This window comes from Rhodovulum imhoffii, from assembly GCF_003046545.1.
In the GTDB taxonomy this organism is placed as follows: Bacteria; Pseudomonadota; Alphaproteobacteria; order Rhodobacterales; family Rhodobacteraceae; genus Rhodovulum; species Rhodovulum imhoffii.
The window spans coordinates 91488-115547 of record NZ_QAAA01000007.1 but is presented as its reverse complement, the minus strand read 5'-3'; the positions used below and the strand labels follow the sequence as shown (position 1 = coordinate 115547).

Genomic DNA, 24060 nt, shown 5'->3' with positions numbered 1-24060 from the left:
GCCCGGCGTTCGTCTGGCTATGCTGTGATGATGCGTGTCAGGCCCCGACCCAGTCGAAGAACCCTTCCCCGGCGCGGGCGCGCAGGGTTTCACCCAGTTCACGGCCCATTTTTGCGCCATCCGCGATGGGGGCGGACATGGCGTCGGCAATGCGCTCCGACCCGTCGGGGCGTAAAATTTCTCCCCGCATCCGGATGGTGGTGCCGTCCAGTTCCGCCAACCCTCCGATGGGCGTTTCGCAGGATCCGTCCAGCGCCGCGAGGAAGGCGCGCTCCGCCGCCATACGCTGACCGGTTTGCGTGTGGTGAATCGCGGCAAGCATCTCTGCGGCGCGGTTGTCGTCGATACGGCGTTCGATGCTGATGGCGCCCTGCGCCACGGCGGGCAGCATTTCTTCCGGCTCGATGGCGGATTGCACGATGTCCGTCATGCCGAGGCGGCGCAGCCCGGCCATGGCAAGAAAGGTCGCCACCGCCACGCCGTCTTCCAGCTTCTTGAGCCGGGTCTGCACGTTGCCGCGGAATTCCACGACCTTCAGGTCCGGGCGGTAGTTGAGAAGCTGGGCGCGCCGGCGCAGGGAAGAGGTGCCGACCACGGCGCCCTCGTCGAGATCCGCCAGCCGTTTCACCGATTTGGAGACGAATGCATCGCGCGTGTCTTCACGCGGAAGGTAGGTGTCAAGGATCAGGCCCGCGGGCTGTTCGACCGGCATGTCCTTGGTGGAATGGACGGCGATGTCGATGCGGCCTTCCAGCATCGCATCCTCGATCTCCTTGGTGAACAGGCCCTTGCCGCCAATCTCCTTGAGGGGGCGATCCAGGACCCTGTCGCCGGTGGTCTTGATGACCACCACTTCGAACGCCTCCTCGGGCAGGTCGAACGCCTTCATCAGCCGTTCGCGCGTTTCGTAAGCCTGCGCCAGCGCGAGCGGCGAACCGCGCGTGCCGATCTTCAGGGGTGAAGCGGGGGAAGGAAGTGTGATAGCCATGCGCCTACCTCTAATCGCGTCACGTCGTCCTGACAACTCGCCCCGTCTTGACATGCTGACGCAAGCAGGGGACGACAGGCGCCAGCAATATACGGGGATCAAGATGGCGGAAACCAAAAAACTGTTGCGCGCACTGGCCGGGGAGACGCAGGATGTGCCTCCGGTGTGGCTGATGCGGCAAGCCGGGCGCTACCTGCCCGAATACCGGGCCACGCGGGCCGAAGCGGGCGACTTTCTGTCGCTGTGCTATACGTCCGATCTTGCGGCGGAGGTTACTCTGCAACCGATCCGGCGCTACGGTTTCGACGCGGCGATTCTGTTCGCGGACATCCTGCTGATTCCCGATGCGCTGGGGGCCGACCTGTGGTTCGTCACCGGCGAGGGGCCGCGCCTGTCCACCACCACCACGCCCGCCGACATGGCGAAGCTGAAGGGAAAGGACGACATTCACGACCACCTCGCGCCGGTCTATGAGACCGTGCGCATCCTGTCGCGGGAACTGCCGGAGGAAACCGCGCTGATCGGTTTCGCCGGAGCGCCCTGGACGGTCGCGACCTACATGATTGCCGGACGCGGCACCCCTGACCAGGGACCCGCGCACAAGCTGATGGCCGAGGATCGCGCAACCTTCGAGGCGTTGATGGAGCGTCTGACCGGGGCCACGATCGAGTACCTTTCCAAACAGGTCGAGGCCGGCGCCGAGGTCGTGAAGATCTTCGACAGCTGGGCCGGGTCGCTGAAAGGCGAGGATTTCGACCGCTACGCGCTGGAGCCGGCCAGGCGGATCACGCAGGAAATGAAGGCGCGCTTTCCCGGCTTGCCGGTTATCGCCTTCCCGCGTGAGGCGGGTGAGAAATACATCGGTTTTGCCAAGGCCACCGGCGCGGATTGTGTCGCGCTGGACAATTCCATCGATGCGGATTGGGGGGCGGCCAACGTACAGGCCGATGGCTGTGTGCAGGGGAACATGAACCCCGGTCTGATGGTCACCGGCGGGCAGGCGCTGATCGACGAGACGAGGCGGATCAGGGCGGCCTTTTCCGGGGGGCCGCATATTTTCAACCTCGGGCATGGTATCACCCCCGATGCCGACCCCGAAAACGTCACCATCATGCTGGAGGCCCTGCGCGGCTGATTCGGTACAGGGATGCGCCACGACGCCCCGGGGCCGCCTGCGCCGGGGCGTTTTTGCGTTTCCGGTATGGAAAGCCCTTGGAACCAAGGCCGATACGGGCCAAAACAGGGGAAACTTCAACGCGCGTGGTGCCGTGAAAGTCATAGAACGTTGTCTCAAGTCGTTTTCCGTGCCGGAGGGCACGCTGTTGGCCTGCCTGACGGGGGTGGAAGGACGCACGAGGTTTTTCTTTCGAAACGGCACGCTGCCGGAGGCGGTCGCCGCGCCTGAAGGTGTCGAGGTGGTCGAAAGCGGGACCATCGGCGGCAGCCCGGTCCTGACCTGCCGGGGGTTGGGCGATGGGCCGTGCCCCGTGCCGCTGAAGGGGGCGGTGGCCCAAGTACAGCCGCAGATGCCGGAGACCGGCTTGTTCGAGGGGCTGAACACCGCCGTGACCCTGCGCAATGGCGAGGCTCCCCGGCTGGTCCTGGACTGGCTGGGCTACCACGCGCGCGATTTCGGACTTCAGGCCGCCCTGATCCTCGATCGCGTTCGCCCCGGTGCGAATGGGGACCTGGCCGAGGCCCTGCGGGCGGCGGCAATTCCGGGGCTGTCCCATGTGGTGCTTCTGACCGCCGATGTGCCATTGGGCAAACCCGGACTCGGACCGGAGGCGCATCCGTATTACGCCCCTGACGCGCCGGGCAAGGACCGCATGACCGCCCCCGCCCCGGACCCGTGGCAGGCCCCGATGGGCGAGATGGGGATTTATGAGCTTCTGCGCGACATGTTTCTCAATCGTGCCCGGGCCGTAATGAACATCGATATCAGCGACCTGCTGATGCCGCATGAGGGCTCAACCCCTTTCGACATGGCGTCGGAGGTGCCCGGCGGCCTGGTGCAGCTTGTGGGCCGCCGCGTTTATCCGTGGCAGTTGCGGAGCGGAGAAGACGCAACCTTTGGCGATCACATCTGCCGTCAGTTCGATTCCATCGGGTCGAACGGGCGCTGGTGTATCGCGCCCGTGCGCATCCCCGCCGACGGGGTTTGGCGGATGATTCGCGTCGGGCGGGTTCCGCCCGGTGGTCACTGGCCTTTCGTGCGGTGCATGGCGCTTCGCCACCGGGGCCCGAAGGTGGCCCGGATCGTGCCCAAGTCCAGCCTGATCGAGGATGACCGCCTGTTGGCGCTGGCACATGACGCCTTCGACCACAGGCCCCGCCGCGTGCCGGAACAGAATATCGCCGGCCATTCGCGGCGCGACCATACCGTTATCGTTACCACGATGAAGAACGAGGGGCCTTTCATTCTTGAATGGATTGCCTATCACCGCGCCATCGGGGTGGACGATTTCCTGATCTATACCAACGATTGCACCGACGGTACGGATGAGCTCCTGGATCTGCTTCAGGCAAGGGGGATCGTGCAGCGTCGCGACAACCCTTACCGCAAGGTCCGGCTCAAGCCGCAGCATGCCGCACTTTTCGCAGCCGAGGACGAAGAGATGGTGCAAAAGGCTGGCTGGCTGGTCTGTATGGATGTCGATGAATACATCAACATCCATGTGGGTCAGGGGCGCCTCGCCGATCTGCGCGCCGCGGTGCCGGAGGCCAACATGATCTCGATGACCTGGCGGCTGTTCGGAAATTCGGACATCCACGCCTTCCGGGACGGGTTCATCACCGGGCAATTCACCCGTTGCGCCCCCAGGATGACCCGCAAACCCCACCAGGCGTGGGGGGTCAAGACGCTTTACCGAAATATCGGCCTGTTCAAGAAGATGGGCGTGCACCGGCCCAAGGGGCTGCATCCGCAACTGGTGGACGAGGTCAACTGGGTCAACGGCTCCGGTCGCCGATTGCCGAAGACGTTTTATCGCAACGCGTGGCGCTCCACCAATACGACGGTGGGGTATGATCTCGTGACGCTGAACCACTACGCGGTACGCTCGGCCGAGAGCTTCCTCGTCAAGCGCGACAGGGGGCGTGTCAACCATGTCGAGCGCGATCAGGGCATGGCCTACTGGTTCCGCATGAACAACAACGGCGAGGAGGACAGGTCGATCCAGGACCGGCTGCCGTTGCTGCGCGCGGAATACGACCGCCTGATGGCCGACCCGGACATCGCCGCCGCCCATCGCCATTGCGTCGCGCGCCACCGCGAGAGGATTGAGACGCTCAGACAGATGACGAATTACGCGCGGTTTTACGCGGACCTCACCAGCGCACGGATGGAGCGTCTGTCCCGTCTGCACATACATTTCGGGGCCGGGGTGTTCCTGGCCGGGCCGGATGTCGTGCCGGACGAGATCCTGCGCGAGGATCTGCCGCCCAACTTCTTTTTCACCGTGGAAAAAGGTACGCCCAGTCACTGACCCCCCCCGGCTTTGGGTGCTGTCACTTGTTCTGGGGCGGTGCAGGTTCTACATGCGCTACATGCAACGGTGGTTTCCCTTCATTAAGCACAAACCGCGTGTGTCCGTAGTGCGCCTGTCCGGGGTGATCGCCGGGGCACGGATTCGCAGCGGGTTGAGCGATGCCGGCCTCGCCCCGGTTCTGGAGCGTGCGTTTCGCCGGGGCAGGCCCGCGGCGGTGGCGCTGATCGTGAACTCACCCGGCGGATCGCCGGCGCAAAGCTCTCTGATCGCGCGGCGCATCCGGCGGCTGGCGGATGCGCACGCCGTGCCGGTTCATGCTTTTGTAGAGGATGTCGCCGCCTCGGGCGGGTACTATCTTGCCTGTGCGGCCGATGAGGTTTGGGTGGATGAAAACTCGATCCTCGGGTCGATCGGGGTAATTTCGGCGGGGTTTGGCTTTCATGAACTTCTTGCGCGGCACGGGGTGGAGCGGCGCGTCTACACAGCGGGCGAGTCCAAGAACCTGCTGGATCCGTTCCTGCCCGAAAAAACCGGCGATGTCGCGCGCATCAAGGCATTGCAGGCGGTCTTGCACACGGCCTTCATTGCCTATGTCAAGGGGCGCCGGGGTGCGACGCTGGCACAAGGCGCCGATCTTTTTTCCGGGGATGTCTGGGTTGGACAGCAGGCGGTGGATCTGGGGCTGGCCGACGGGGTTGCCCATATGGAGCCGAAGATGAAGGAAATCTTTGGCGAGAAGGTGAAGTTCGTTGCCTGCGGTGTGCGGCGTGGCTGGCTTTCTCGGCTGGGGGTTCATGCGATGGCCGGGCTGGCCGACGAGGCGGAGGCCCGACTCATGTGGGCGCGGTACGGGTTGTAAGTCATGATCCTGAAGGTCGTTTCCCTGTTTCTCATCGGCATGATGGTGTTGGCCATGTTCGGTCGTTTGCGCTTGCCCGGTGTAGGCCGTGTCCGCCTGAACAAACCCGCAAAATGCCCCGATTGCGGGCGCCATGTTCTGGGCAAGGGCCGATGCCCCTGCCGCAAGGAGTAACAAGTCCATGGCCATGGATCTGGTGTTCTCGTGTCTCGGTCTGACCATTCTGCTGCTGGCGGGGGATCTTCTGGTGAAGGGCGCGGTGAATTTCAGCCTGCGCCTGGGCGTCCCCGCCATGATCGTCAGCCTGACGGTTGTGGCCTTCGGCACCTCTGCGCCGGAACTTCTGATTACAGTCAAGGCGGTTCTGGATGGCGCACCGGGCATCGGCCTTGGCAACGTGGTGGGGTCGAACACGGCGAACGTTCTGTTGGTGCTGGGGATTCCGGCGCTGATCAGCGTCATTCGCACGGATCAGTGCGATACGCGTCGGACTTACGTGATGATGCTTGCCGCCTCGCTGTTTTTCTTGTCGCTGGCGATGACGGGTTCTTTTCGCTGGCCGCACGGGATTGCGCTTCTGGCCGGGCTGGGCGTGGTCCTGGCGGACGCGTTTCTGATCGCGCGCCGGCATCGGCGGGAGTCGGCCGGTCTTGCCGCCGAAGAGGGCGAGATCGAAGGCGCGGATTCATCGCTGTCCTGGGGGCGGATCGGGTTTTACACGGGGGTGGGGCTGGCCGGCCTGCCATTGGGGGCCGACCTGCTGGTGGACAGTTCCATCAACATCGCCCGCGCCGTCGGGGTCAGCGAGACGGTCATCGGCCTGACTCTGGTGGCGGTGGGTACGTCTTTGCCGGAACTCGCAACCTCGGTCATGGCGGCACTGCGCCGGCAGGCGGATGTGGTGCTGGGGAACGTGATCGGCTCCAACATGTTCAATCTGCTTTGCATCGTCGGTATCGCCAGCCTGATCGGGCCGATCCCGGTTCCGGCGGAAATGCTGCGCTTCGATCTTTGGGTCATGATTGGGGCATCCGTGCTGCTGGCACCGTTCGTCTTCCGCGGCTGGGTACTGGGCCGGATCTGGGGCGCGCTCTTCCTGATGCTCTATGGCGGGTACATCGTCCTGGTGCTGACATGACCTGTCGCGCGCTGGTGACCGGGGCGGGGCGGCGTCTGGGGCGGGCGATGGCGCTGCATCTTGCCGGGCGCGGCTACGATGTTGCGGTCCACTATGCCAGCGCCGGGTCCGAGGCCAATGCCGTCGTGGAAGAGATCCGGGGCATGGGGCGCGCGGGTGTGGCCCTGTCGGCCGACCTTCTGGATGACGCACAGGCCGCCGGTCTGGTTCCGCGTGCGGCGGATGCGCTGGGCGGACCGCTTAGCGTTCTGGTGAACAACGCCTCTATCTTCGAATACGACAATCTTGCCACCGCGACCCGTGAGAGCTGGGACCGGCACATGCAGTCGAACCTGCGTGCGCCTTTCGTTCTGACGCAGGCCCTGGCCGCGCAGATTCCACCGTATACGACCGATGCCGCCGGTGAGCCTGTCGCCAATGGCCTGGTGGTGAACATGGTGGATCAGCGGGTGCGCAAGCTGACGCCGGAATTCATGACCTACACCCTGGCAAAGATGGGGCTTTGGGCGTTTACGCGTACGGCCGCGCAGGCTCTGGCGCCAGGAATCCGGGTTAATGCCATCGGTCCGGGGCCGACCCTTTGTGGCGGCCGGCAGAGCGTGGATCACTTCCGGCGCCAGCGCCGGGCGACGCTGCTCCAGCGTGGTGCCGACGCGGAAGAAATTTGCGCTGCGCTGGAGTATTTCCTGAACGCGCCGGCGGTGACCGGGCAGCTTTTGTGCGTGGATGGCGGCCAGCATCTCGGCTGGCAGACGCCGGATGTCCTGGGTTTGGAATAAAACATCGGAGGTCAATCTTTTCCACCGGAGAGAGGATGTTTCGGGGATGTCTTGAATTTGTTAACTTTTCTAAACATTTACGTCATGAATTAAAAAAAATGATTTTATATCAAGAGATTAAAAAGTTGCCTAAAATATAGGCAGACCATGGAAGCGGGCCGAAAAAAAGGAAAAATTCAGATACCCGAACAGTTGCCCACAAAGTTTTCCACAGAAACCGTGGACATGTTTTCCCTTGATCGGGACCCGCGTATCATTGCAGCCCAAAACCGGAATCACATCCGCTCAGATGACTGACCAGACCGCCTCCAGCCCGACCGGGCACACATGCATCCAGTCTTACCTGCCGCTTCTGGATGGTTCCCCCGGTGTGTACAGGATGCTCGATTCGCAGGCGCGGGTACTGTATGTCGGGAAGGCACGCAATCTGAAGAAGCGGGTGGCGAATTATGCCAAGCCCACGGGCCACAGCGCCCGGATTGCGCGGATGATCTCCGAGACCGCGTCGATGATGTTCCTGACGACGCGGACGGAAACCGAAGCCCTGCTGCTGGAACAGAACCTCATCAAGCAGCTCAGGCCGCATTACAACATTTTGCTGCGCGATGACAAAAGTTTCCCGCAGATCCTGATCACGACCGGACATCCCTTTCCCCAGATTGCCAAGCATCGCGGCGCGAAGCGGGAGGATGGCGCATATTTTGGACCTTTCGCCAGTGCCGGTGCCGTGAACCGCACCCTGAACCAGTTGCAGAAGGTGTTTTTGCTGCGCAACTGCACCGATACAGTGTTCGACAGCCGGACCCGCCCCTGCCTTCTGTACCAGATCAAGCGGTGTTCCGCCCCCTGCGTGGGCAAGATCGGCCAGGAGGACTATGCCGGGGCCGTGCGTGATGCACAGCGGTTCCTGGCCGGCAAGAGCACCGGGATACAAGAGCGTCTGGCGGCGCAGATGCAGGCGGCTTCGGACGGGCTGGAATACGAACGCGCCGCTGCCCTGCGCGACCGTATCCGGGCGCTGACGCAGGTGCAGTCGGTTCAGGCGGTCAACCCCCGCAGTGTGGCCGAGGCGGATGTGATCGCCCTGCACATGGATGGCGGGCAGGCCTGTGTTCAGGTCTTTTTCATCCGCGCCAACCAGAACTGGGGCAATCGTGATTACTACCCCCGCACCGGTTCCGGGGCTGCACCGGAGGAGGTCATGCGGGGTTTTCTGGGTCAGTTCTACGAAAACAAGCAGCCGCCGCGGCTGCTGCTTTTGTCCCACGATATCGAGGATCGTGACCTGATGGCTGCGGCGCTGGGCGAAAAGGCCGGGCGCAGGGTCGGTATCGCGGTGCCCCGGCGCGGGGAAAAGTATGAATTGGTGGCCAGTGCCTTGCGCAATGCGCGCGAAAGCCTGGGCCGGCGGCTGGCCGAAACCGTGGCGCAGGGCAAATTGCTGGCCGGCCTTGCCGAGGCGTTCGATCTGCCCGCGCCGCCGAGGCGGATCGAGGTCTACGACAACTCCCATATCCAGGGCGCGCACGCGGTTGGCGGGATGATCGTTGCCGGACCCGAAGGGTTTCTGAAAAGCCAGTACCGGAAGTTCAACATTCGCGGCGACGACCTGACTCCGGGGGACGATTTCGGCATGATGCAAGAGGTCCTGACCCGCCGTTTCCAACGCCTTCTGAAAGCGGACCCCGACCGCGCGGGCGAGACATGGCCGGATCTTTTGCTGATCGATGGCGGTGCGGGGCAAGTCAGCGCTGTGGCAAGGAGCATGGCCGACCTGGGGGTATCCGACATCCCGATGGTCGGCGTGGCCAAGGGGATCGACCGCGATGCCGGCAAGGAGGAATTCCATCGCCCCGGCCGCCGCCCGTTCGCGCTGCGCCATAATGACCCGGTGCTGTATTTCATTCAGCGCCTGCGGGATGAGGCCCACCGTTTTGCCATCGGCACTCACCGGGCGAAACGTGCCAGGGCCATGGGCCTGACCCCGCTGGAGGAAATTCCGGGCGTCGGCACAGCCCGCAAACGTGCGCTGCTGGCCCATTTCGGCAGTGCCAAGGCCGTGTCGCGCGCCGGGCTGGCGGATCTCAAGGCCGTGGAGGGCATTTCCGACAGCCTTGCCGAAACCATCTATGGCTTCTTCCATGATCAAGGCTGACGCGTTATCACCCCTCCCATGACCTGGACACTTCCGAATATCCTGACGGTTTTTCGTCTGCTCGCCGCGCCGGGGCTGGCGCTGGCCTTCGTGCTGCTGCCGCGCCCGGAGGCCGACCTTTGGGCGCTGGTTCTGTTCGCCGGGGCCTCTGTCACCGACTGGCTGGATGGTTACCTGGCCCGCAAATGGAACCAGACCAGCCGTTTCGGGGCGATGCTGGACCCGATTGCCGACAAGGCGATGGTTGTCATCGCACTGGGCACGTTGATGGCGTTATGGGGGGCGAATGCCTGGCTGATGGTCCCCGCGACGGCCATTCTTTTCCGGGAGGTGTTCGTTTCCGGATTGCGGGAATTTCTCGGGACGCAGGCGGGGCTTTTGAAGGTCACGAAGCTGGCCAAGTGGAAAACCACCGTGCAGATGGTGGCGGTGTCGGTACTTCTGGCACAGGGGCTGCTTGGCGGCTGGCTGGCGGGTCTTGCGCAATGGGGCGGGTTTGCGCTGCTCTGGGCGGCGGGGGCGCTGACGCTCCTTACCGGTTGGGATTATTTTGCAAAGGCGTTACCCTTTCTGAGGGAAAGGGAATGAAATGATCGAGATCCTGTATTTTGCCTGGGTGCGGGAGCGCATCGGCCTGCCGAGAGAGCGGGTGGACACCCGTGCCGCCACCGTGGCCGATCTGGTCGAGGAACTGAAACTGCGTGAGGCGCGTTATGCCGCCGCTTTCGCGGATCTCTCTGCCCTGCGTGTGGCGGTGGATCAGGACCTGACCGATTTCGATGCGCCGCTGGCCGGTGTGCGGGAGGTCGCGTTCTTTCCGCCGATGACGGGCGGATGAAAGTCCGGGTTCAGCGCGCGCCGTTCGATTTCGCCGCCGAGGCCGCCGCCTTCGGCGGGGCCGGGGCCGGGGCCGTGGTGACCTTCACCGGTATCGTGCGTGACTGTGAGGGCAGCTTGCAGCGCATGGAGATAGAGCACTACCCCGGTATGACCGAACGCGCCCTGACCCGAATCGCAGAAGAGGCGTCTGCCCGCTGGGGGCTTGTCGGGGGTCTGATCATTCATCGTTACGGCCCGCTCGTACCGGGGGAGGCGATCATGATGGTCGCCACCTCTGCCGCGCACCGGGCCGAGGCCTTCGCCGCAGCTGAATATCTGATGGATTACCTGAAATCCCGCGCACCGTTCTGGAAAAAGGAAATCCGCAGCGACGGGGAAGCCTGGGTCTCGGCGCGGGACGCGGATGAGCAGGCCCTGACCCGCTGGTAAGGGTCAGATTCCTTTGCGCGCACGCAGGGCGGCGCTGATCGTTCCGTCGTCGAGGTAGTCGAGTTCCCCGCCGATGGGGACCCCCTGTGCCAAAGATGTCACCCGCACGCCCGTCGGGGCCAGTTCGTCCGCGATATAATGGGCGGTGGTCTGGCCATCGACCGTGGCGTTCAGGGCAAGGATGACCTCGGAAATATGCTCTGCCGCGACGCGGGCGGCAAGCTGGGGGATACGCAACTCCTCCGGGCCGATGGCGTCCAGCGCCGAAAGAGTTCCGCCCAGAACGTGGTAGCGGCCCCTGAAAGCGCCACCGCGTTCCATCGCCCATAAATCCGCGACATCCTCGACGATGCAAAGTTCGCCGTTCGTGCGTTTCGGATCGGCGCAGATTTCGCAGAGATCGGTTGTCCCGATATTGCCGCAGACAGAACATTCGCGCGCCGTGGCCGCCACCTTGTGCATCGAATCGGCCAAGGGCCCCAGAAGCACGGCGCGCTTTTTGATCAGGTGCAGAACCGCGCGGCGGGCCGACCGGGGGCCAAGCCCCGGCAACCGTGCCATCATCTCGATCAGCGCCTCGATCTCGCGGTTCCGGCCGGGCATCAGACCGGCAGGTTCATGCCTGCGGGCAGGCCCATGTCCTCGGTCATCTTGCGGGTTTCTTCCTGGGTCTTTTCCATGGCCTTTTCCTGGGCGTCCTTGATGGCGGCCAGGATCAGGTCTTCGACCACTTCCTTCTCTTCGGCGTTGAAGATCGACGGGTCGATCTCCAGCCCTGTCAGAGTGCCTTTCGCGGTGGCGGTGGCCTTGACCAGCCCGGCCCCGCTTTCGCCGGTCACCATGGTGTTGGCCAGGTCTTCCTGAAGCTTGGCCATCTTGCCCTGCATTTCCTGCGCGGCCTTCATCATCTTGGCCATGTCGCCAATGCCGCCCAAACCTTTGAACATGCGTGTCTCCTTTGGATCAGTCGTCTTCGAAGGGGTCCCATTCTTCCTCAACCTCGGGCAGGGCGTTTTCGGCGGCCTGCGCGGCAAGGTCTGCGGGGGGAGTTATGTCTGTGATTTCGGCCTGAGGGAAGGCGGCAAAAACGGCCTTGACCAGCGGATGCTTTTCCGCAGCCGCCTTCAGGGCGGTGGTTTCTTCTTCGCGAATCTCGGAGAGAGTGGCCCCGCCGCCCGATCCGGCAACCGAAACCCCCCAGCGCGCGCCCGTCCAGGCCTGGAGGCTCTGGCCCAGCCGGGAGGCCAGATCCATCGGGGCGTCGGGCGTGGGTTCGAACGTGATGCGGCCGGGGCTGTAGCTGACCAGCCGCAAACAGGTTTCGACCTCGATCAGGAGTTTCGCGTCGCGCTGGGCACGGATCAGATCCACGATATCCTCGAACCGGGCATAGGTGGCCAGGACGGCCTGAGGGACTTGCGCGGGCGCCGTGGCCTGCATCACCGGCCCGCTCCCCTGGGGCGCCGCGCCCGCGGAGACGCCCCCGGCGTGGGTCTGGCGTACGGTGTTCCCCCCTCCGTTGCCGTGTGCGCCGGCCCCGCCGCCCGGCCCCGGAGGGGGCAGGGAGTGCAACTTGCGCAGCAGGTCTTCGGGGGCGGGCAGGGTGGAGACATGGGTCAGCCGGATGATCGCCATCTCGGCGGCCATCATCGCATTGGGCGCGGCGGAGACCTCCTCCAGCGCCTTCAGCAACATCTGCCACATTCGCGTCAAGGCTCGCATCGGCAGCCGTCCGGCCATGTCCTGCCCGCGGCGGCGTTCGTCGGGGGGGACGGTCGGGTCGTCGGCAGCCTCGGGGGTGATCTTCACCACACTCAGCCAGTGGGTGATTTCCGCGAGATCCCGCAGGACGGCCAGCGGGTCGGCCCCGTCGGCGTATTGGGCCGACAATTCGCAAAGGGCTTCTGCGGCGGCGCCCTTCATGATCAGGTCGAAAAGGTCCAGAACCCGGCCGCGGTCCGCCAGGCCGAGCATGGCACGTACCTGATCGGCCGTGGTTTCGCCTGCGCCGTGGGAGATGGCCTGGTCCAGCAGGCTGAGCGCATCGCGCACCGAGCCTTCTGCCGCGCGGGTAATCAGGCCCAAGGCGTCTTCGGCGATGGGGGCGCCCTCGGCCCCGGCGATCCGTTTGAGATGCGCGATCATCACCTCCGGTTCGATCCGGCGCAGGTCGAACCGCTGGCAGCGCGACAGAACCGTTACCGGCACCTTGCGGATTTCGGTGGTGGCGAAGATGAACTTTACGTGGGCGGGGGGTTCTTCCAGCGTCTTGAGCAGCGCGTTGAAGGCGCTGGTCGAAAGCATGTGAACCTCGTCGATGATATAAATCTTGTAGCGGGCAGAGGCCGCCCGGTAGGCCACGCTGTCAATGATTTCGCGGATGTCCCCGACCCCGGTGCGGGAGGCGGCGTCCATTTCCAGAACGTCGACATGACGGCTCTCCGCGATGGCAACGCAATGCTCGCACTGACCGCAGGGGTCGGTGGTGGGGCCGCCGGTCCCATCGGGACCAATACAGTTCATGCCCTTTGCGATGATCCGCGCGGTGGTGGTTTTGCCCGTGCCGCGGATGCCCGTCATGATGAAAGCCTGCGCGATACGCTCGGCAGCGAATGCGTTCCGGAGCGTGCGCACCATTGCATCCTGCCCGATCAGGTCGGCAAAGCTGGCCGGGCGGTATTTGCGGGCAAGCACCTGGTAGGGGGTATCGGGCATGGGTCCTCTCGCTGTCGCGCCACAGGGTAGGCGCTGGCGGCGGTCGCGTCCAGTTGATTGCGGGAAAGGTGAGAGGTTGGACAGCGACCCGAACGGGGCTCGTTACGGCTGCTTCCTTCCGGACCTGACCGGGTTGGCGAGGCGCTCGCCCGCGCCAACCTCTCATCCCGGTACATAGGCGTCACGGCGCGGATTCGCAACCCTCCAGCCGGATTCGGAACCGCGTGAAGCCACCTGTCGTCGCCACGGGGGTCAGGGGGAGGGGAACATCGCCGGTAAGCCTGGCGGCGCGGGGGCTGGTCTCAAAGGTGGCGGTGGTGTCCGGCAGCGGTGCCAGGCACCAGTTGCCGTCCGCTGCGGACCCCACGACCCCCTGCGCGCGGATGTAGCGCAAAAGCACATCCCTGTTGGTGTCGGGTGCGGAGAAGACGATGGTGCTGCCGTCTGCGCCGGGAAAATGGCCCCCGCCCCCGGCGCGGTAGCTGTTGGTGGCGACGATGAACTCCATGTCGCCGGTCACGGGCCGGCCTGCATGGCGCAGGTTGCGGATTCGCCGGGCCTGCGGGTCGGCCATGGCACCGAGAGGGTCGAACCTGGACGACCGGGAGACGTCGATCTCGTAGCTCACCCCCTTGATCGTGTCGAAATTGTAGCAGGAAAAATCGGGGTTGAGCAGCGGCGCATCCCGTGCACCGGGCGGGATTTGGTTGAACAGGCCCGCGCTGCGTTCCAGCCAGCCGCGCAATTGCGCGCCGGTGATACGCACCGCACACACGGTGTTGGGGTAATAGTAAAGATTTGCGATATCTTTCATGGCGATGCCGCCCGGCGCAACCTCGGTGAAATGTTCCGGGCCGCCGCGTCCGCCGGCCTTGTAGGGCGCCGCAGCGGAAAGCAGGGGCAGCCCGGCGTGCTCCGTGTCCGCAAGCATCTGCCGCATGTGCCAAAGCTGTGCATCGGCGACGATCTGCACCGAGGGGGTATCGGCCACCAGCGAAAAGTAACTGTGAAGTGCCACGCGTGTGTGTCCCACTGGGCGGCGGATGTAAGCCAGGGTGGCGTCATGGGCGGCGGCGGCGGCGGCAAGTACATGCGGGGCGCTGTCCACCAAGGGGGTGGCCTTGCCGTTGTGGCGCCGGGCGATGGGGTGCAGCGTCGTCTCGTGGCGCGCGATGCGCCAGCCGTCAGACCCGTGTTCCAGCAGAAGGTCGATCGCCCCCAGATGCGAACCCCAGCACCCCGCCATCACCGCCGGCTTGCCGTGAATCGTGCCCGCCTGCGCATCGACGTCCGGCAACCCGCTGAAGGAGGAGCCGGGGAAAAGAAGGTGTTGGTGTCCGGCGAACACCACATCGATTTCGTCCACGGCGGCCAGCGGGATACAAGCGTTTTCCTGCCGTCCCCAGGCGCCGCTGCCACCGATGCCGGAATGAGCCAGTGCCACGATCAGATCCGCGCCCTGTTTGCGCATCTGCGGAACAAATGCGCGGGCGGTATCCACGATATCGCGGACGACGATGCGACCTTCCAGGTTCCGGCGATCCCAGGTCAGGATTTGCGGCGGAGTGAACCCGATCACCCCAAGCCGGAATGGCCTTTGCCGGCCCGTGCCATCGGTCAGGGGGCGCTCCAGTATCACGAACGGGGGCAGAAGGGTCGTGTCCTGAACCGCCGTCGCTCCCTGCCGGGTGGCGATATTGGCGCAGACGACCGGAAAATCCGCGCCCGCCAATGCCGTCAGAAGGAAATCGAGACCATAGTTGAACTCGTGATTGCCCACGGTCGCGACCTCGACTCCGGCCGCCGCCATCGCTGCGAGAATCGGGTGCGCGTCGCCCGCCCGCAAGCCCTTTTCATGGGCGATGTAGTCGCCCATCGGGGTCCCTTGCAGGAAGTCTCCGTTATCCAGGAGCACCGAATTGGAGGCCCCCTTTCGCAGGTGGTCCGCGTGGCGCGCGGTGCGCGCCAGCCCGATGGTATCCGTGGGCCTGTCGGCATAATAATCGTAGGGAAAGACATGGACATGCAGATCGGTCGTTTCCAGCAGGCGCAAATGGGCCTGGCAGGGACGGGCCTGAACCGAGAAGGGATGCAACGTCATCCGCGCCTTCCCACGGCTATGCCGGCCTGAAGGCACGGCGATTGAGGTTCGGGATCACGCGGCCGGGCCTTTCAATCATCGGGGGGGATTTCCGCCGGGAAGCAAGACCGTGTGATTGGGAGGACGGATATACGAAAAAGGGCGGGATTGACACCTGTCGCGGCAGTTGCGCCGCCGGTGCGGCCAGGCGGACACACCCCACCGGTCTTCCGGACGGGGGAAAGCGAATCGCCGGATTGACCCGCGCCCGCAGCCGGGCAAAACTGTTCGTGAGGCATAAAAGGGATGGTCCGAATGAAATTTTCAACCCGGGAGGATGTCGAGGCCCCCATCGATCAGGTTTTCGCGCAAATTTCCGATTTCGACGCGCTGGAACGGAAGGGGCGACGCTGGGGGGCGACGCTGCAACGTACCGACACAATGCCTGCCCCGGCAAAGGGGATGGCCTGGGAGATCGACTTCGATTACCGCGGCAAGCGGCGCAGCATGGCTTCGGAATTGCTGGTTTATGAACCGCCGAGCGCTCTGACGTTCTTTTCCCGCACCGGAGGGCTGGAGTGCCGGTCCGAGATCGAACTGATGGCGCTTGCGCCCCGGCGAACGCGGGTTGCCGTGCAGATCGACCTGTCACCGAAGGGTATGTCGGCGCGGTTGTTCTTGCAGACCTTGCGGTTGGTGAAATCGAACCTGAATGTACGTTTCAAGAAAGGCATCGCCCGCTATGCCCGCCAGATCGAGCAGACCGCCCGTCAGTGACGGCGCGGATCTGCCGGATACACGCCCAGGATGTTGAGATGCGTGGTGAAATATTCCAGTTCCTCAAGCGCCAGCGCGACGTTGCGGTCATCCGGGTGGCCTTCGATATCGGCGTAGAATTGCGTTGCGGCGAAGGTCCCGTTGACCATGTAGCTTTCCAGCTTGGTCATGTTTACACCGTTGGTGGCGAAGCCGCCCATCGCCTTGTAAAGCGCCGAAGGAATGTTGCGCACCCGGAAGACGAAGGTCGTCATCATGCCGGATCTGCCCCTGCGCTTGAGATCCATTTCCCGCGACATCAGCAGGAAGCGGGTGGTGTTGCGGTCATGATCTTCGATATGGCGGGCCAGAACGTCCAGGCCGTAGATTTCCCCCGCAATATCGGAGGCCAAAGCCGCCCGAGCAGGATCGGCCAGATCTGCGATCAGCCGGGCGGAACCCGCAGTATCGGCCCCCGTTACCGGGGCAATGCCGTGTTCGCGCAGAAAATCCCGGCACTGACCCAGGAGAACCGTGTGGCTGGTGGCGCTTTCCACGCAATCCAGTTGTGCGCCTGGAGGAGCGAGGAGGTTGATGTGCACCCGCACGAAGGCCTCATCCACGATGAACAAACCCGATTCGGGTAAAAGCTGGTGAATGTCGGCGACGCGCCCATAGGTGGAGTTCTCGACCGGCAGCATCGCAAGCTCGGCCTCTCCCTTGCGCACGGCCTCGATTGTGTCCTCGAAGGTCCGGCAGGGCATGGGTTCGTATTTGGGGCGCGCGTCGCGGCAGGCCTGGTGGGAATAGGCTCCCGGCTCCCCCTGGAAGGCGATCCGTCCGGTCATTTTCTGTCTCTTACGTAGCGGCGCGGGGGAAGGGCCCCGATTGCAGATGTATCTACACCTTGCCAATCCGAAGGGGAAGCGCATAGGAAAGGGCTGGGGAAAGACGCGATGGGAACGCGATATGTCTGATACACTGGCCTTCACCAAGGTTTTTGCCGCGCTGAGCGGGGCGCTTTTGATTTTCGTCGTGGTCAACATGGCCGCCAAAGGACTCTACCGGATGCCGGCGCCGGGGGAAGGCGCGCAGGCCTACGTGGCCCCCGGAGGGGAAGAGGCCGAGGCCGCCCCGGCAGAACCGGAACGGACGGTTGAGGAAATTCTCGCCTCCGGCGATGCCGATGCCGGTGCGCGCGTGTTCAAGAAGTGCCAGGCCTGCCACAAGGTTGATCCGGGTGTGAACCTGACCGGACCGACGCTTTATCAGGTCGTGGGTCGGGCGGTCGGCGTGGTTGAGGGCTTCGGCTATTCCGGTGCGCTGGACGGCACCACCGAGGCCTGGACGCCGGAGGCGCTTTTCGCCTATCTCGAAAATCCCCGCGGGTTTGCCCCCGGAACCACGATGACCTTCGCGGGTTTGCCCAAGGCGCAGGATCGTGCGGACGTGATCGCCTACCTCCGGTCACAGGCCCAGTAACCGCACGCCCTGCCGTTGCGCGGGTAAGGCCAGAGGCCTATACCGGCACCCGACTCCCGGCCAGATGCCGGGTCAGGGGAAAGGGCGCGCATGAAGGTCTTTGTCACCGGTACCGCCGGGTTCATCGGGTATCATCTGGCCGAACTCCTGCTGGCCGAGGGCATGCAGGTGCATGGTTTCGACGGGATGACGGATTATTATGACGTCACGCTCAAGCAGCGGCGTCACGCGATGCTGCACCAGACCCCCGGCTTTTCCGCGACCGAGGCCCTGCTGGAGGACGATGCGGCACTGTCCGCCGCGGTGGATGCGTGTGAGCCGGATGTCATCGTCCACCTCGCCGCGCAGGCCGGGGTGCGCTACAGCCTCGAAAACCCGCGCGCTTATATCGACGCCAACGTCATCGGCACCTTTAACGTGATGGAGGCCGCCCGCCGCCACCATGTCGCGCATCTTCTGATGGCCTCGACCAGCTCCGTTTACGGTGCAAATGCCGATATGCCCTATGCCGAAACGCAAAAGGCCGATACGCAGATGTCCTTTTACGCGGCCACGAAAAAGGCCAATGAAGCCATGGGCCATACCTATGCCCACCTGCACGGCCTGCCGGTGACGATGTTCCGCTTTTTCACCGTTTATGGCCCGTGGGGGCGCCCGGACATGGCGCTTTTCAAGTTCACCGATGCCATCCTGCGAGACCGCCCGATCGACGTTTACAACCACGGCGACATGTATCGGGATTTCACCTATGTCTCCGACCTCGTGCGGGGAATACGCTTGCTGATGGATGCCGTACCCGGCGACACGCCGGTGGAGGACGACAGCCTCAGCCCCGTGGCACCGTTCAGGGTGGTGAATATCGGCAATTCCGAAAAAGTGCGCCTGCTGGATTTCATCGACGCAATCGAGGCCGAGATCGGCCGCCCCGCGATCCGCAACTACATGGAGATTCAGCCGGGTGATGTCCCCGCAACCTGGGCGGACGCGGCCCTGTTGCGGCGTCTGACCGGCTATTGCCCGAAAACCCCGTTCCGTGAAGGGGTTGCCAATTTCGTCGCGTGGTTCCGCGACTATTACGGGAAATAAATCATGAAAGGCTCTCTTCTTCGCACGCTGCTTTGTCTGGCGCCTCTCGTGGCGCAGGGCGGGGAGATCGCGACTGTACCTCTGTCTTTCACGCAGGGGCAAACCACGGCCGCGGTCACGGGGCGAATCGTGGGTTACGAGATTATCGATTACACGCTGGAAGTTTCCGCCGGGCAGGTGATCCAGGCGACGTTGAGCGCGACCAACGACAGCGCCTATTTCAACATCCTGCCGCCGGGAGAGGACTCCGTGGCGTTGTTCGTCGGGTCGAGTCAGGGCAACAGCTTTATCGGCGCCCTGCCCGAAAGCGGGGCCTACCGGCTGCGTGTTTACCTGATGCGTTCTGCCGCCCGGCGGGGGGAAGGCAGCGATTTCGAACTGGATGTCAGCCTGTTCGGACCGGATTTCGCGGATGGCCTGTCCGGCGGACCGGATTATTACAAGGTCCGGCTGAATTCTTCCGGCGGCCGTCTGAACCTGCGCGGCGCGCCAACGCTGCGGGCAGAGGCGCTGAGCTGGTTCCAGTCGGGCGACATCCTTCAAAACAAGGGCTGTATCTTTGCCGAGGGTCGCCGCTGGTGCAACGTCGCACAGGGGATGCATGACGGATGGGTGGCCGGGGAGTTCCTGGCAGAGGCGTCGGGGCCGGATGCGCTGGTTCCCGGTACGGGTTATCACGCCACCGGCAGTTTACGCTGTTCCGTCGCCGGGCAGGACGCGGAATGCCCTTTTGGCGCGATGCGCCGGGGTGACGGGAGCGGGACCATAAACGTCACCTTGCCCGGTGGGGCGGAACGGGTGATCCGCTTTGAAAACCACATGCCCACCGGATACGACGGAGGCGCGTCGATGCAGATTTCACACGCAGTGGATTTTTTCACCGTTGTGATTGGCGATGCCTGGATCGAGATCGCCGAGGCGGTGATGACCGGCGGTTAACCCACGCCCTGCGCCCGAAGGAAGGCGGTGATCGACATGGCGACGGCCTCGGGCGCTTCTTCATGGGCAAGGTGCCCCAGCGCGGCAAAGCGGACATGCTCGGCCCTCGGCATCCGGGCCACCGCGCTTTCGGCCACGCGGGGGGGAACAGCCTGGTCCTTGTCCCCGGTGACAAACAGGGTTGGCACGCAGATTTCCGGCAGGTCGGCCTGGAGGCCTTCCAGCGACCATTGGGCCATCATGGTCAGGGTCGCGTCCACGTGGTGCCGGTCACTGATGAGCCGGCGATAGAGCGCCAGCCCCTCAGGCGTCAGTTCGCTGCCGGTGGACCCGATCAGTGCCTTCACATTGCTTTCGGTGGCTGTGAACCGGGCGAACATCGATGCCGTGAAAGGATTGAGTGACAGCATCCGTGCCATCATCGGGAAAAGCGTGCCAGCCGCGCCCTCGAAATTCGACAGCGCCGCATTGATCCCCACAACAGCCCCGGGCGCGGGATCCATCCGGCCGGCCATGCGCAGCGCGATGGCCCCACCCGCCGAATGGCCGATGATCGCCGCGGGTGAGAGCCCTTCGCCTGCCATGAAGCCGGCGATGTCGGTACTCATGTTGTCCAGCCCGCAGCGCTGGCGTGCGCCCATGCGGGTGAAGCCCTGCCCGGGCAGATCCAGCGCGACGACGGTGTAATTCCGCGCCAGCAGGGGGATCATGTCGCGCCAGCTGTGGGTGGAGCCGCCGGTGCCGTGCAGCAAAAGTACGACCGGACCGGCGCCCGCCTGCTGCACATGCCAGTAATGGGGCCGGTGGCGCACAAAACGCGAGAACTGGTTGTTGGGCCAGTCTGCGCCATCCGTGCGCCACTCCATCGGCCTAGCTTTCCAGAACCGCCGATACCGCCGAGGACAGGCGGTTCGCGTCGGCGCGGGGCAGGGGGATATACGGGGCGGCCATGATTTCGGCCAGCGCCTTGAGGCTGCGCTCCGGACGCATGCCCATATCGATGACCATCGCCGGAAGGCCGTTGAGACGCAGGGCGTGCCCCATTTTTCGGGCGTCTTCGGCGGCTTCGGCCCGGTTGGGGGTCCCTTCCAGGGAGATATTCGCGCGCCCGTCGGTCAGCAGGGCGATGGTTGGCGTCATCCCGCGCCCGGACGCCTGAGCCGAGACCTCCAGCGCCAGTTTCAGCCCCGCCGCCAGAGGGGTGCCGCCGCCGCCTGGCAACGCGGCCAGCCGTCTCTTGGTTTGCACGAGCGAGCGGGTTGGCGGCAGCAAAAGCTCCGCCCCTTCGCCCCGGAATGCCACCAGCGCCACATGGTCGCGGCGCGCATAGGCTTCGGCCAGAAGCAGCTCCACCGCGCCCTTGGCTTCTGCCAGCCGGGTCATCGCCGCTGAGCCGGAGGCATCGACGACGAAGATCAGAAGCCGATCGCTCTTTTCCTCGTAGCGGCGCAGGCGGATGTCATCGGTCTGGATGTAGAGCGCCTGTTCATGGCGGGCACTGCGGCGGCGGATCGTCTGCCAGGGTGCGGCGGCGCGCAGGGTGGAGATGATATCGACGCGCGACTGACCGTCCATCCGTCCCCGGCGGGAAGGAATCGGCCGGCCGCGGCGGTTGCCCTTGCGCCGCGCTCCGGCGCCGGTGCTGCCGCTGGCGCCGCGGTTGGCTTTTCCGGCGGCCAGTTGCGCCAGAAGATCGGCGGGCAGGGCAGCCTGCGCAGCCTCCAGCAGGATGTCCTGCAAGGGTAGGTCTTCGAGGGTCTGTTCGCCGTCGTCGCCCTGGTCCTGATCCTGCGGTTCGGGTTCGGGTGGGGTCTGGTCCTGCTCCGGCTCCTGGGGGGGGTCTTGCGGGAACCGCGTGGCGCGCGGGGCGAGCACCAGTTCGACCGCGGCGGCGACCTCCTCCACCTCGACAATGTCCTGCCCGGCGATGGCGGCGAGTGCCTTCGCCATGCGCAGCGCCAGCATCGGGGCACGCAGGCTGTCGATACCCAGCTTCATGGCGACAACGGTCAGATCCTGCAGAATGCCGGCCTCCGCGGTTACACCGGGCAGGCGGGCGCGGGCGCGGGCCAGGGCGTCCGTGTCGTAGGTTAGGGGGTCCGTCTCCCCCCAGGGCAGGGCTTCCAGGTCGATGTGGACGCCCAGCCTGTCCACCAGCGCGGCGGGCAAGGCCTCGTCCGGGTCCGCGCCTTCGTCCAGTGCGATCAGGCAATGGCCGATATTGTTGTCCAGCGCCCCGGCCAGCCGTGCGGCCAGGCCGGGGGAGGTCCGTTCCGCCATCGGCAGGACAAGCAGTCCGGGGGTGGAAAGCAGGCCGGGCCGATCCACGACTTTCCCGGTGCCGAGCGTCGCGGTCAGGTCGATCCCGCCGAAGAGCTGCTCATCCCCGATGGCGGGGTGCAGGCGACGCTGCGGCAGGTCGATGACCCCAAGCGCCCCGGTGACGCGGTCGCGTACGGGGCTGGAGCGGGCGCGCAACCACAATCCGCCCAGACCGTCCGGGTCCACCGCCAGCGCGGCCAGGCCCGTTTCAACCCGCTCCCACGGGGTCATGGGAGTGCTCACGCCAGCACCTCCTCCACGACGCGGGCGACACGGGTGGTGGACCCGGCCTCATCCAGCGGGTCGCGGCGCAGGCGGTGGCGCAGGGCCGAGGGCGCGACCTTGCGCACATGCTCCCGCCCGACCTTCTCCGCGCCCTCGAAGGCAGCCAGCGCACGGGAGGTGCGCAGCAGTGTCAGTTCTCCGCGCAGCCCGTCGGAGCCGAGCGCGAGACACAGCTCCGCACAGTCGCGCAACACCTCCTCCGGTGTCTCCATCGCAGGCAGCTTGCCGCGCGCGGTGACGATGCGGTCGCGCAGCGCGGCGTCCTGTTCGCGCCAGTGCGACATGAAGCCTTCGTAGTCCATCTCGTAGGCGTCGCGGCGGCGGATGACCTCGATCCGGGTGTCGATGTCCTTGGGCGAGGTCACCTCTACCGACATGCCGAAGCGGTCCAGAAGTTGCGGGCGCAGTTCGCCTTCCTCCGGGTTCCCGGAACCGACAAGAACAAACCGCGCGGGGTGACGGATGGACAGGCCCTCACGCTCCACTACGTTTTCGCCCGACTGGGCCACGTCCAGCAGAAGGTCCACGATGTGGTCTTCCAGCAGGTTGACCTCATCGATATAAAGGTAGCCGCGGTTTGCGCGGGCCAGGAGGCCGGGCTCAAACGCCTTTTCGCCGCTGGTCAGGGCCTTTTCGATATCCAGCGCGCCGACGACGCGGTCTTCCGTCACGCCCAGCGGCAGGTCCACCACGGGGGTAGGGCGTTCGACGATGTCGTGCTGGGCGATATGGGCCCAGTCGGGGCACTTGTCAGGCGTGGGGGAGTTGACCGGGCAGCCCGCCACCACCCGGATGGGGGGCAGCAAGGCGGCCAGGGCGCGCACGGCGGTGGACTTCCCCGTCCCCCGGTCGCCGAACACCAGCACGCCGCCGATGCCCGGGTCGATCGCGGTCAGGATCATTGCCTGTTTCATTTCGTCCTGCCCAACGATGGCAGAGAACGGGAAAGGTTGTGTCATGCCGCCTCTTCTTCGGTTTTTTCGGCTTTCAGTTTTTCAAGCGGGCTCTTGCCCTCCCATGTGCCCTCGTCTTCGAGGATGCGGAAGCGGGCGTAAAGCTCTTCCTTGAACCAGTTGCCGTCGCGCACGTTCTGAATGGCGCGGGCATGCGGGCAATCGCCCCGCGCGAACTTGTTCATGACCTTTGCATTCGGCCAGATCGAGAAGGTCACCTGTTGCACCCAAGGCACCTCGGCCATGCCCATCTTGAAGACCACGTCCGGGTCTTCCTTCACCATGTCCTGAATGTCGGGTACCTCTTTCCAGAACTGGAGTGCAACCGGCAATTTCAGCGTGGCGCGGGTCAGTACCGCAAGCGGGCCGCGCTTTTCCTTCATCTGCGGTGTGAAGGGCTCCGCCCCCGACCACCTGCCCCGCGCCGAGGTCGCCGCCATGTAGAGCGTCCACATTTCGCAGGAATGATCGCGCCAGATCCGGTAGGTCAGGTTGTCATGGACGGCCTTCTTCGCGGTCTCCATGTCCTTCCACACCGCCAGGATGGCGTTGACGTTCACGTTGGGAACGGGGGTAAACCCGGCATCCGAGCCCGTACCCATGAGCTTGAAGAACTCCAGCCCCTCGACATTGCGCAGCGCGTAGCGCGCGCGGGCCATCTGGGTGAAGGCTTCGAACCGGGAGGCCCAGTTGTCATAGCGGAAATAGCTGAGGGTAACGACCTGCATTGGCGATTCTCCTTCCGGGCTGTCAATCTTTTGTG

24 protein-coding genes and 1 other RNA gene are annotated in these 24060 nt (G+C 64.6%); 14 read left to right on the top strand and 11 right to left on the bottom strand.

The annotated features are described in order from the left end of the window. Positions 1 to 37: 37 nt before the first annotated feature. On the bottom strand, positions 38 to 988 hold the full coding sequence (gene hemC, locus C8N32_RS07660) for a hydroxymethylbilane synthase (RefSeq protein WP_107892082.1): 951 nt from the start codon (positions 986 to 988) through the stop codon (positions 38 to 40). A 103-nt stretch (positions 989 to 1091) separates the two neighbouring features. Between hemC and hemE the strand changes: the two genes are divergently transcribed. The 10 genes from hemE to C8N32_RS07615 all read left to right on the top strand — a co-directional run bounded on the left by hemE (position 1092) and on the right by C8N32_RS07615 (position 10679). Continuing rightward, positions 1092 to 2123: a uroporphyrinogen decarboxylase gene (gene hemE / locus C8N32_RS07655; protein ID WP_107892150.1), complete on the top strand. Its 1032-nt coding sequence runs from the start codon at positions 1092 to 1094 to the stop codon at positions 2121 to 2123. 1264 nt (positions 2124 to 3387) lie between these two features. Continuing rightward, positions 3388 to 4476: a glycosyltransferase family 2 protein gene (locus C8N32_RS15540; RefSeq protein ID WP_420853791.1), complete on the top strand. Its 1089-nt coding sequence runs from the start codon at positions 3388 to 3390 to the stop codon at positions 4474 to 4476. A gap of 61 nt (positions 4477 to 4537) precedes the next feature. Further along, positions 4538 to 5338 carry a S49 family peptidase gene (locus C8N32_RS07645; protein WP_107892148.1) on the top strand — a complete coding sequence of 267 codons (801 nt, stop codon included), beginning with the start codon at positions 4538 to 4540 and terminating at the stop codon, positions 5336 to 5338. Between the two features lie 3 nt (positions 5339 to 5341). Continuing rightward, the gene (locus C8N32_RS14950; RefSeq protein WP_170106755.1) at positions 5342 to 5512 is read left to right on the top strand and encodes a hypothetical protein; all 171 of its coding nucleotides are present in this window, start codon (positions 5342 to 5344) and stop codon (positions 5510 to 5512) included. A 7-nt stretch (positions 5513 to 5519) separates the two neighbouring features. Continuing rightward, positions 5520 to 6476 carry a calcium/sodium antiporter gene (locus tag C8N32_RS07640; RefSeq protein ID WP_420853790.1) on the top strand — a complete coding sequence of 319 codons (957 nt, stop codon included), beginning with the start codon at positions 5520 to 5522 and terminating at the stop codon, positions 6474 to 6476. After that, positions 6473 to 7255, top strand: a complete 783-nt coding sequence (locus C8N32_RS07635; RefSeq protein ID WP_107892078.1) for an SDR family oxidoreductase — start codon at positions 6473 to 6475, stop codon at positions 7253 to 7255. The genes C8N32_RS07640 and C8N32_RS07635 overlap by 4 nt, the downstream gene beginning before the upstream one ends. A 289-nt stretch (positions 7256 to 7544) precedes the next feature. Further along, the gene (gene uvrC / locus C8N32_RS07630; protein WP_107892076.1) at positions 7545 to 9410 is read left to right on the top strand and encodes an excinuclease ABC subunit UvrC; all 1866 of its coding nucleotides are present in this window, start codon (positions 7545 to 7547) and stop codon (positions 9408 to 9410) included. Positions 9411 to 9428: 18 nt separating this feature from the next. Next, positions 9429 to 9998 carry a CDP-diacylglycerol--glycerol-3-phosphate 3-phosphatidyltransferase gene (gene pgsA / locus C8N32_RS07625; protein WP_107892074.1) on the top strand — a complete coding sequence of 190 codons (570 nt, stop codon included), beginning with the start codon at positions 9429 to 9431 and terminating at the stop codon, positions 9996 to 9998. Between the two features lies 1 nt (position 9999). Beyond that, on the top strand, positions 10000 to 10248 hold the full coding sequence (moaD, locus tag C8N32_RS07620) for a molybdopterin converting factor subunit 1 (RefSeq protein ID WP_107892072.1): 249 nt from the start codon (positions 10000 to 10002) through the stop codon (positions 10246 to 10248). Further along, positions 10245 to 10679, top strand: a complete 435-nt coding sequence (locus tag C8N32_RS07615; protein WP_107892070.1) for a molybdenum cofactor biosynthesis protein MoaE — start codon at positions 10245 to 10247, stop codon at positions 10677 to 10679. The genes moaD and C8N32_RS07615 overlap by 4 nt, the downstream gene beginning before the upstream one ends. A gap of 3 nt (positions 10680 to 10682) precedes the next feature. On the opposite strand, the gene recR is transcribed toward C8N32_RS07615, so the two are convergent. The 5 genes from recR to C8N32_RS07590 form a co-directional block, all read right to left on the bottom strand. Further along, positions 10683 to 11282 carry a recombination mediator RecR gene (gene recR / locus C8N32_RS07610; protein WP_107892068.1) on the bottom strand — a complete coding sequence of 200 codons (600 nt, stop codon included), beginning with the start codon at positions 11280 to 11282 and terminating at the stop codon, positions 10683 to 10685. Continuing rightward, entirely contained in the window at positions 11282 to 11626 is a 345-nt protein-coding gene (locus C8N32_RS07605) for a YbaB/EbfC family nucleoid-associated protein (protein ID WP_107892065.1), read from the bottom strand. Before C8N32_RS07605 ends, recR begins: the two co-directional genes overlap by 1 nt. A gap of 16 nt (positions 11627 to 11642) precedes the next feature. Then, on the bottom strand, positions 11643 to 13394 hold the full coding sequence (locus C8N32_RS07600) for a DNA polymerase III subunit gamma/tau (RefSeq protein ID WP_107892063.1): 1752 nt from the start codon (positions 13392 to 13394) through the stop codon (positions 11643 to 11645). A 66-nt stretch (positions 13395 to 13460) separates the two neighbouring features. Then, an RNA gene (ffs, locus tag C8N32_RS07595) (signal recognition particle sRNA small type) lies at positions 13461 to 13559 on the bottom strand. A gap of 16 nt (positions 13560 to 13575) precedes the next feature. Continuing rightward, on the bottom strand, positions 13576 to 15495 hold the full coding sequence (locus C8N32_RS07590) for a bifunctional 2',3'-cyclic-nucleotide 2'-phosphodiesterase/3'-nucleotidase (RefSeq protein WP_107892061.1): 1920 nt from the start codon (positions 15493 to 15495) through the stop codon (positions 13576 to 13578). A 294-nt stretch (positions 15496 to 15789) separates the two neighbouring features. Here C8N32_RS07590 and C8N32_RS07585 point away from each other — a divergent pair, with 294 nt between their 5' ends. Next, a complete protein-coding gene (locus tag C8N32_RS07585; RefSeq protein ID WP_170106754.1) occupies positions 15790 to 16251 on the top strand; it encodes an SRPBCC family protein in 462 nt (153 codons plus the stop codon). Here the strand turns inward: C8N32_RS07585 and C8N32_RS07580 are convergent. Continuing rightward, positions 16245 to 17078 (bottom strand): prephenate dehydratase, encoded by an 834-nt coding sequence (locus C8N32_RS07580; RefSeq protein WP_107892057.1) that lies wholly within the window; start codon positions 17076 to 17078, stop codon positions 16245 to 16247. The genes C8N32_RS07585 and C8N32_RS07580 overlap by 7 nt on opposite strands. Before the next feature lie 121 nt (positions 17079 to 17199). Here C8N32_RS07580 and C8N32_RS07575 point away from each other — a divergent pair, with 121 nt between their 5' ends. From C8N32_RS07575 to C8N32_RS07565, 3 genes are all read left to right on the top strand, one after another. Further along, complete coding sequence (locus C8N32_RS07575) at positions 17200 to 17712, top strand: c-type cytochrome (RefSeq protein ID WP_107892055.1); 513 nt, start codon at positions 17200 to 17202, stop codon at positions 17710 to 17712. A gap of 90 nt (positions 17713 to 17802) precedes the next feature. Beyond that, on the top strand, positions 17803 to 18798 hold the full coding sequence (locus tag C8N32_RS07570; protein ID WP_107892053.1) for a GDP-mannose 4,6-dehydratase: 996 nt from the start codon (positions 17803 to 17805) through the stop codon (positions 18796 to 18798). Positions 18799 to 18801: 3 nt separating this feature from the next. Next, on the top strand, positions 18802 to 19737 hold the full coding sequence (locus C8N32_RS07565; RefSeq protein WP_107892051.1) for an SH3 domain-containing protein: 936 nt from the start codon (positions 18802 to 18804) through the stop codon (positions 19735 to 19737). Here C8N32_RS07565 and bchO read toward each other — a convergent pair. The 4 genes from bchO to crtA are packed head-to-tail and all read right to left on the bottom strand — an operon-like array spanning position 19734 to position 24025. After that, positions 19734 to 20603, bottom strand: coding sequence for an alpha/beta fold hydrolase BchO (gene bchO, locus C8N32_RS07560; RefSeq protein WP_107892048.1), 870 nt, complete (start codon positions 20601 to 20603; stop codon positions 19734 to 19736). The two genes, C8N32_RS07565 and bchO, sit on opposite strands and share 4 nt — an antisense overlap. Before the next feature lie 4 nt (positions 20604 to 20607). Further along, a complete protein-coding gene (locus tag C8N32_RS07555) occupies positions 20608 to 22290 on the bottom strand; it encodes a magnesium chelatase subunit D (protein ID WP_107892046.1) in 1683 nt (560 codons plus the stop codon). A gap of 8 nt (positions 22291 to 22298) precedes the next feature. Beyond that, on the bottom strand, positions 22299 to 23303 hold the full coding sequence (gene bchI / locus C8N32_RS07550; RefSeq protein WP_107892043.1) for a magnesium chelatase ATPase subunit I: 1005 nt from the start codon (positions 23301 to 23303) through the stop codon (positions 22299 to 22301). After that, positions 23300 to 24025, bottom strand: a complete 726-nt coding sequence (gene crtA, locus C8N32_RS07545) for a spheroidene monooxygenase (protein ID WP_107892041.1) — start codon at positions 24023 to 24025, stop codon at positions 23300 to 23302. Before crtA ends, bchI begins: the two co-directional genes overlap by 4 nt. Positions 24026 to 24060 lie beyond the last annotated feature (35 nt).

Bases quoted from the DNA above. Each gene is read 5' to 3' on its own strand.
- hemC (WP_107892082.1), bottom strand. From the start codon at position 988: ATGGCTATCACACTTCCTTCCCCCGCTTCACCCCTGAAGATCGGCACG.
- hemE (WP_107892150.1), top strand. From the start codon at position 1,092: ATGGCGGAAACCAAAAAACTGTTGCGCGCACTGGCCGGGGAGACGCAG.
- C8N32_RS15540 (WP_420853791.1), top strand. From the start codon at position 3,388: ATGAAGAACGAGGGGCCTTTCATTCTTGAATGGATTGCCTATCACCGC.
- C8N32_RS07645 (WP_107892148.1), top strand. From the start codon at position 4,538: ATGCAACGGTGGTTTCCCTTCATTAAGCACAAACCGCGTGTGTCCGTA.
- C8N32_RS14950 (WP_170106755.1), top strand. From the start codon at position 5,342: ATGATCCTGAAGGTCGTTTCCCTGTTTCTCATCGGCATGATGGTGTTG.
- C8N32_RS07640 (WP_420853790.1), top strand. From the start codon at position 5,520: ATGGCCATGGATCTGGTGTTCTCGTGTCTCGGTCTGACCATTCTGCTG.
- C8N32_RS07635 (WP_107892078.1), top strand. From the start codon at position 6,473: ATGACCTGTCGCGCGCTGGTGACCGGGGCGGGGCGGCGTCTGGGGCGG.
- uvrC (WP_107892076.1), top strand. From the start codon at position 7,545: ATGACTGACCAGACCGCCTCCAGCCCGACCGGGCACACATGCATCCAG.
- pgsA (WP_107892074.1), top strand. From the start codon at position 9,429: ATGACCTGGACACTTCCGAATATCCTGACGGTTTTTCGTCTGCTCGCC.
- moaD (WP_107892072.1), top strand. From the start codon at position 10,000: ATGATCGAGATCCTGTATTTTGCCTGGGTGCGGGAGCGCATCGGCCTG.
- C8N32_RS07615 (WP_107892070.1), top strand. From the start codon at position 10,245: ATGAAAGTCCGGGTTCAGCGCGCGCCGTTCGATTTCGCCGCCGAGGCC.
- recR (WP_107892068.1), bottom strand. From the start codon at position 11,282: ATGCCCGGCCGGAACCGCGAGATCGAGGCGCTGATCGAGATGATGGCA.
- C8N32_RS07605 (WP_107892065.1), bottom strand. From the start codon at position 11,626: ATGTTCAAAGGTTTGGGCGGCATTGGCGACATGGCCAAGATGATGAAG.
- C8N32_RS07600 (WP_107892063.1), bottom strand. From the start codon at position 13,394: ATGCCCGATACCCCCTACCAGGTGCTTGCCCGCAAATACCGCCCGGCC.
- C8N32_RS07590 (WP_107892061.1), bottom strand. From the start codon at position 15,495: ATGACGTTGCATCCCTTCTCGGTTCAGGCCCGTCCCTGCCAGGCCCAT.
- C8N32_RS07585 (WP_170106754.1), top strand. From the start codon at position 15,790: ATGAAATTTTCAACCCGGGAGGATGTCGAGGCCCCCATCGATCAGGTT.
- C8N32_RS07580 (WP_107892057.1), bottom strand. From the start codon at position 17,078: ATGACCGGACGGATCGCCTTCCAGGGGGAGCCGGGAGCCTATTCCCAC.
- C8N32_RS07575 (WP_107892055.1), top strand. From the start codon at position 17,200: ATGTCTGATACACTGGCCTTCACCAAGGTTTTTGCCGCGCTGAGCGGG.
- C8N32_RS07570 (WP_107892053.1), top strand. From the start codon at position 17,803: ATGAAGGTCTTTGTCACCGGTACCGCCGGGTTCATCGGGTATCATCTG.
- C8N32_RS07565 (WP_107892051.1), top strand. From the start codon at position 18,802: ATGAAAGGCTCTCTTCTTCGCACGCTGCTTTGTCTGGCGCCTCTCGTG.
- bchO (WP_107892048.1), bottom strand. From the start codon at position 20,603: ATGGAGTGGCGCACGGATGGCGCAGACTGGCCCAACAACCAGTTCTCG.
- C8N32_RS07555 (WP_107892046.1), bottom strand. From the start codon at position 22,290: ATGACCCCGTGGGAGCGGGTTGAAACGGGCCTGGCCGCGCTGGCGGTG.
- bchI (WP_107892043.1), bottom strand. From the start codon at position 23,303: ATGACACAACCTTTCCCGTTCTCTGCCATCGTTGGGCAGGACGAAATG.
- crtA (WP_107892041.1), bottom strand. From the start codon at position 24,025: ATGCAGGTCGTTACCCTCAGCTATTTCCGCTATGACAACTGGGCCTCC.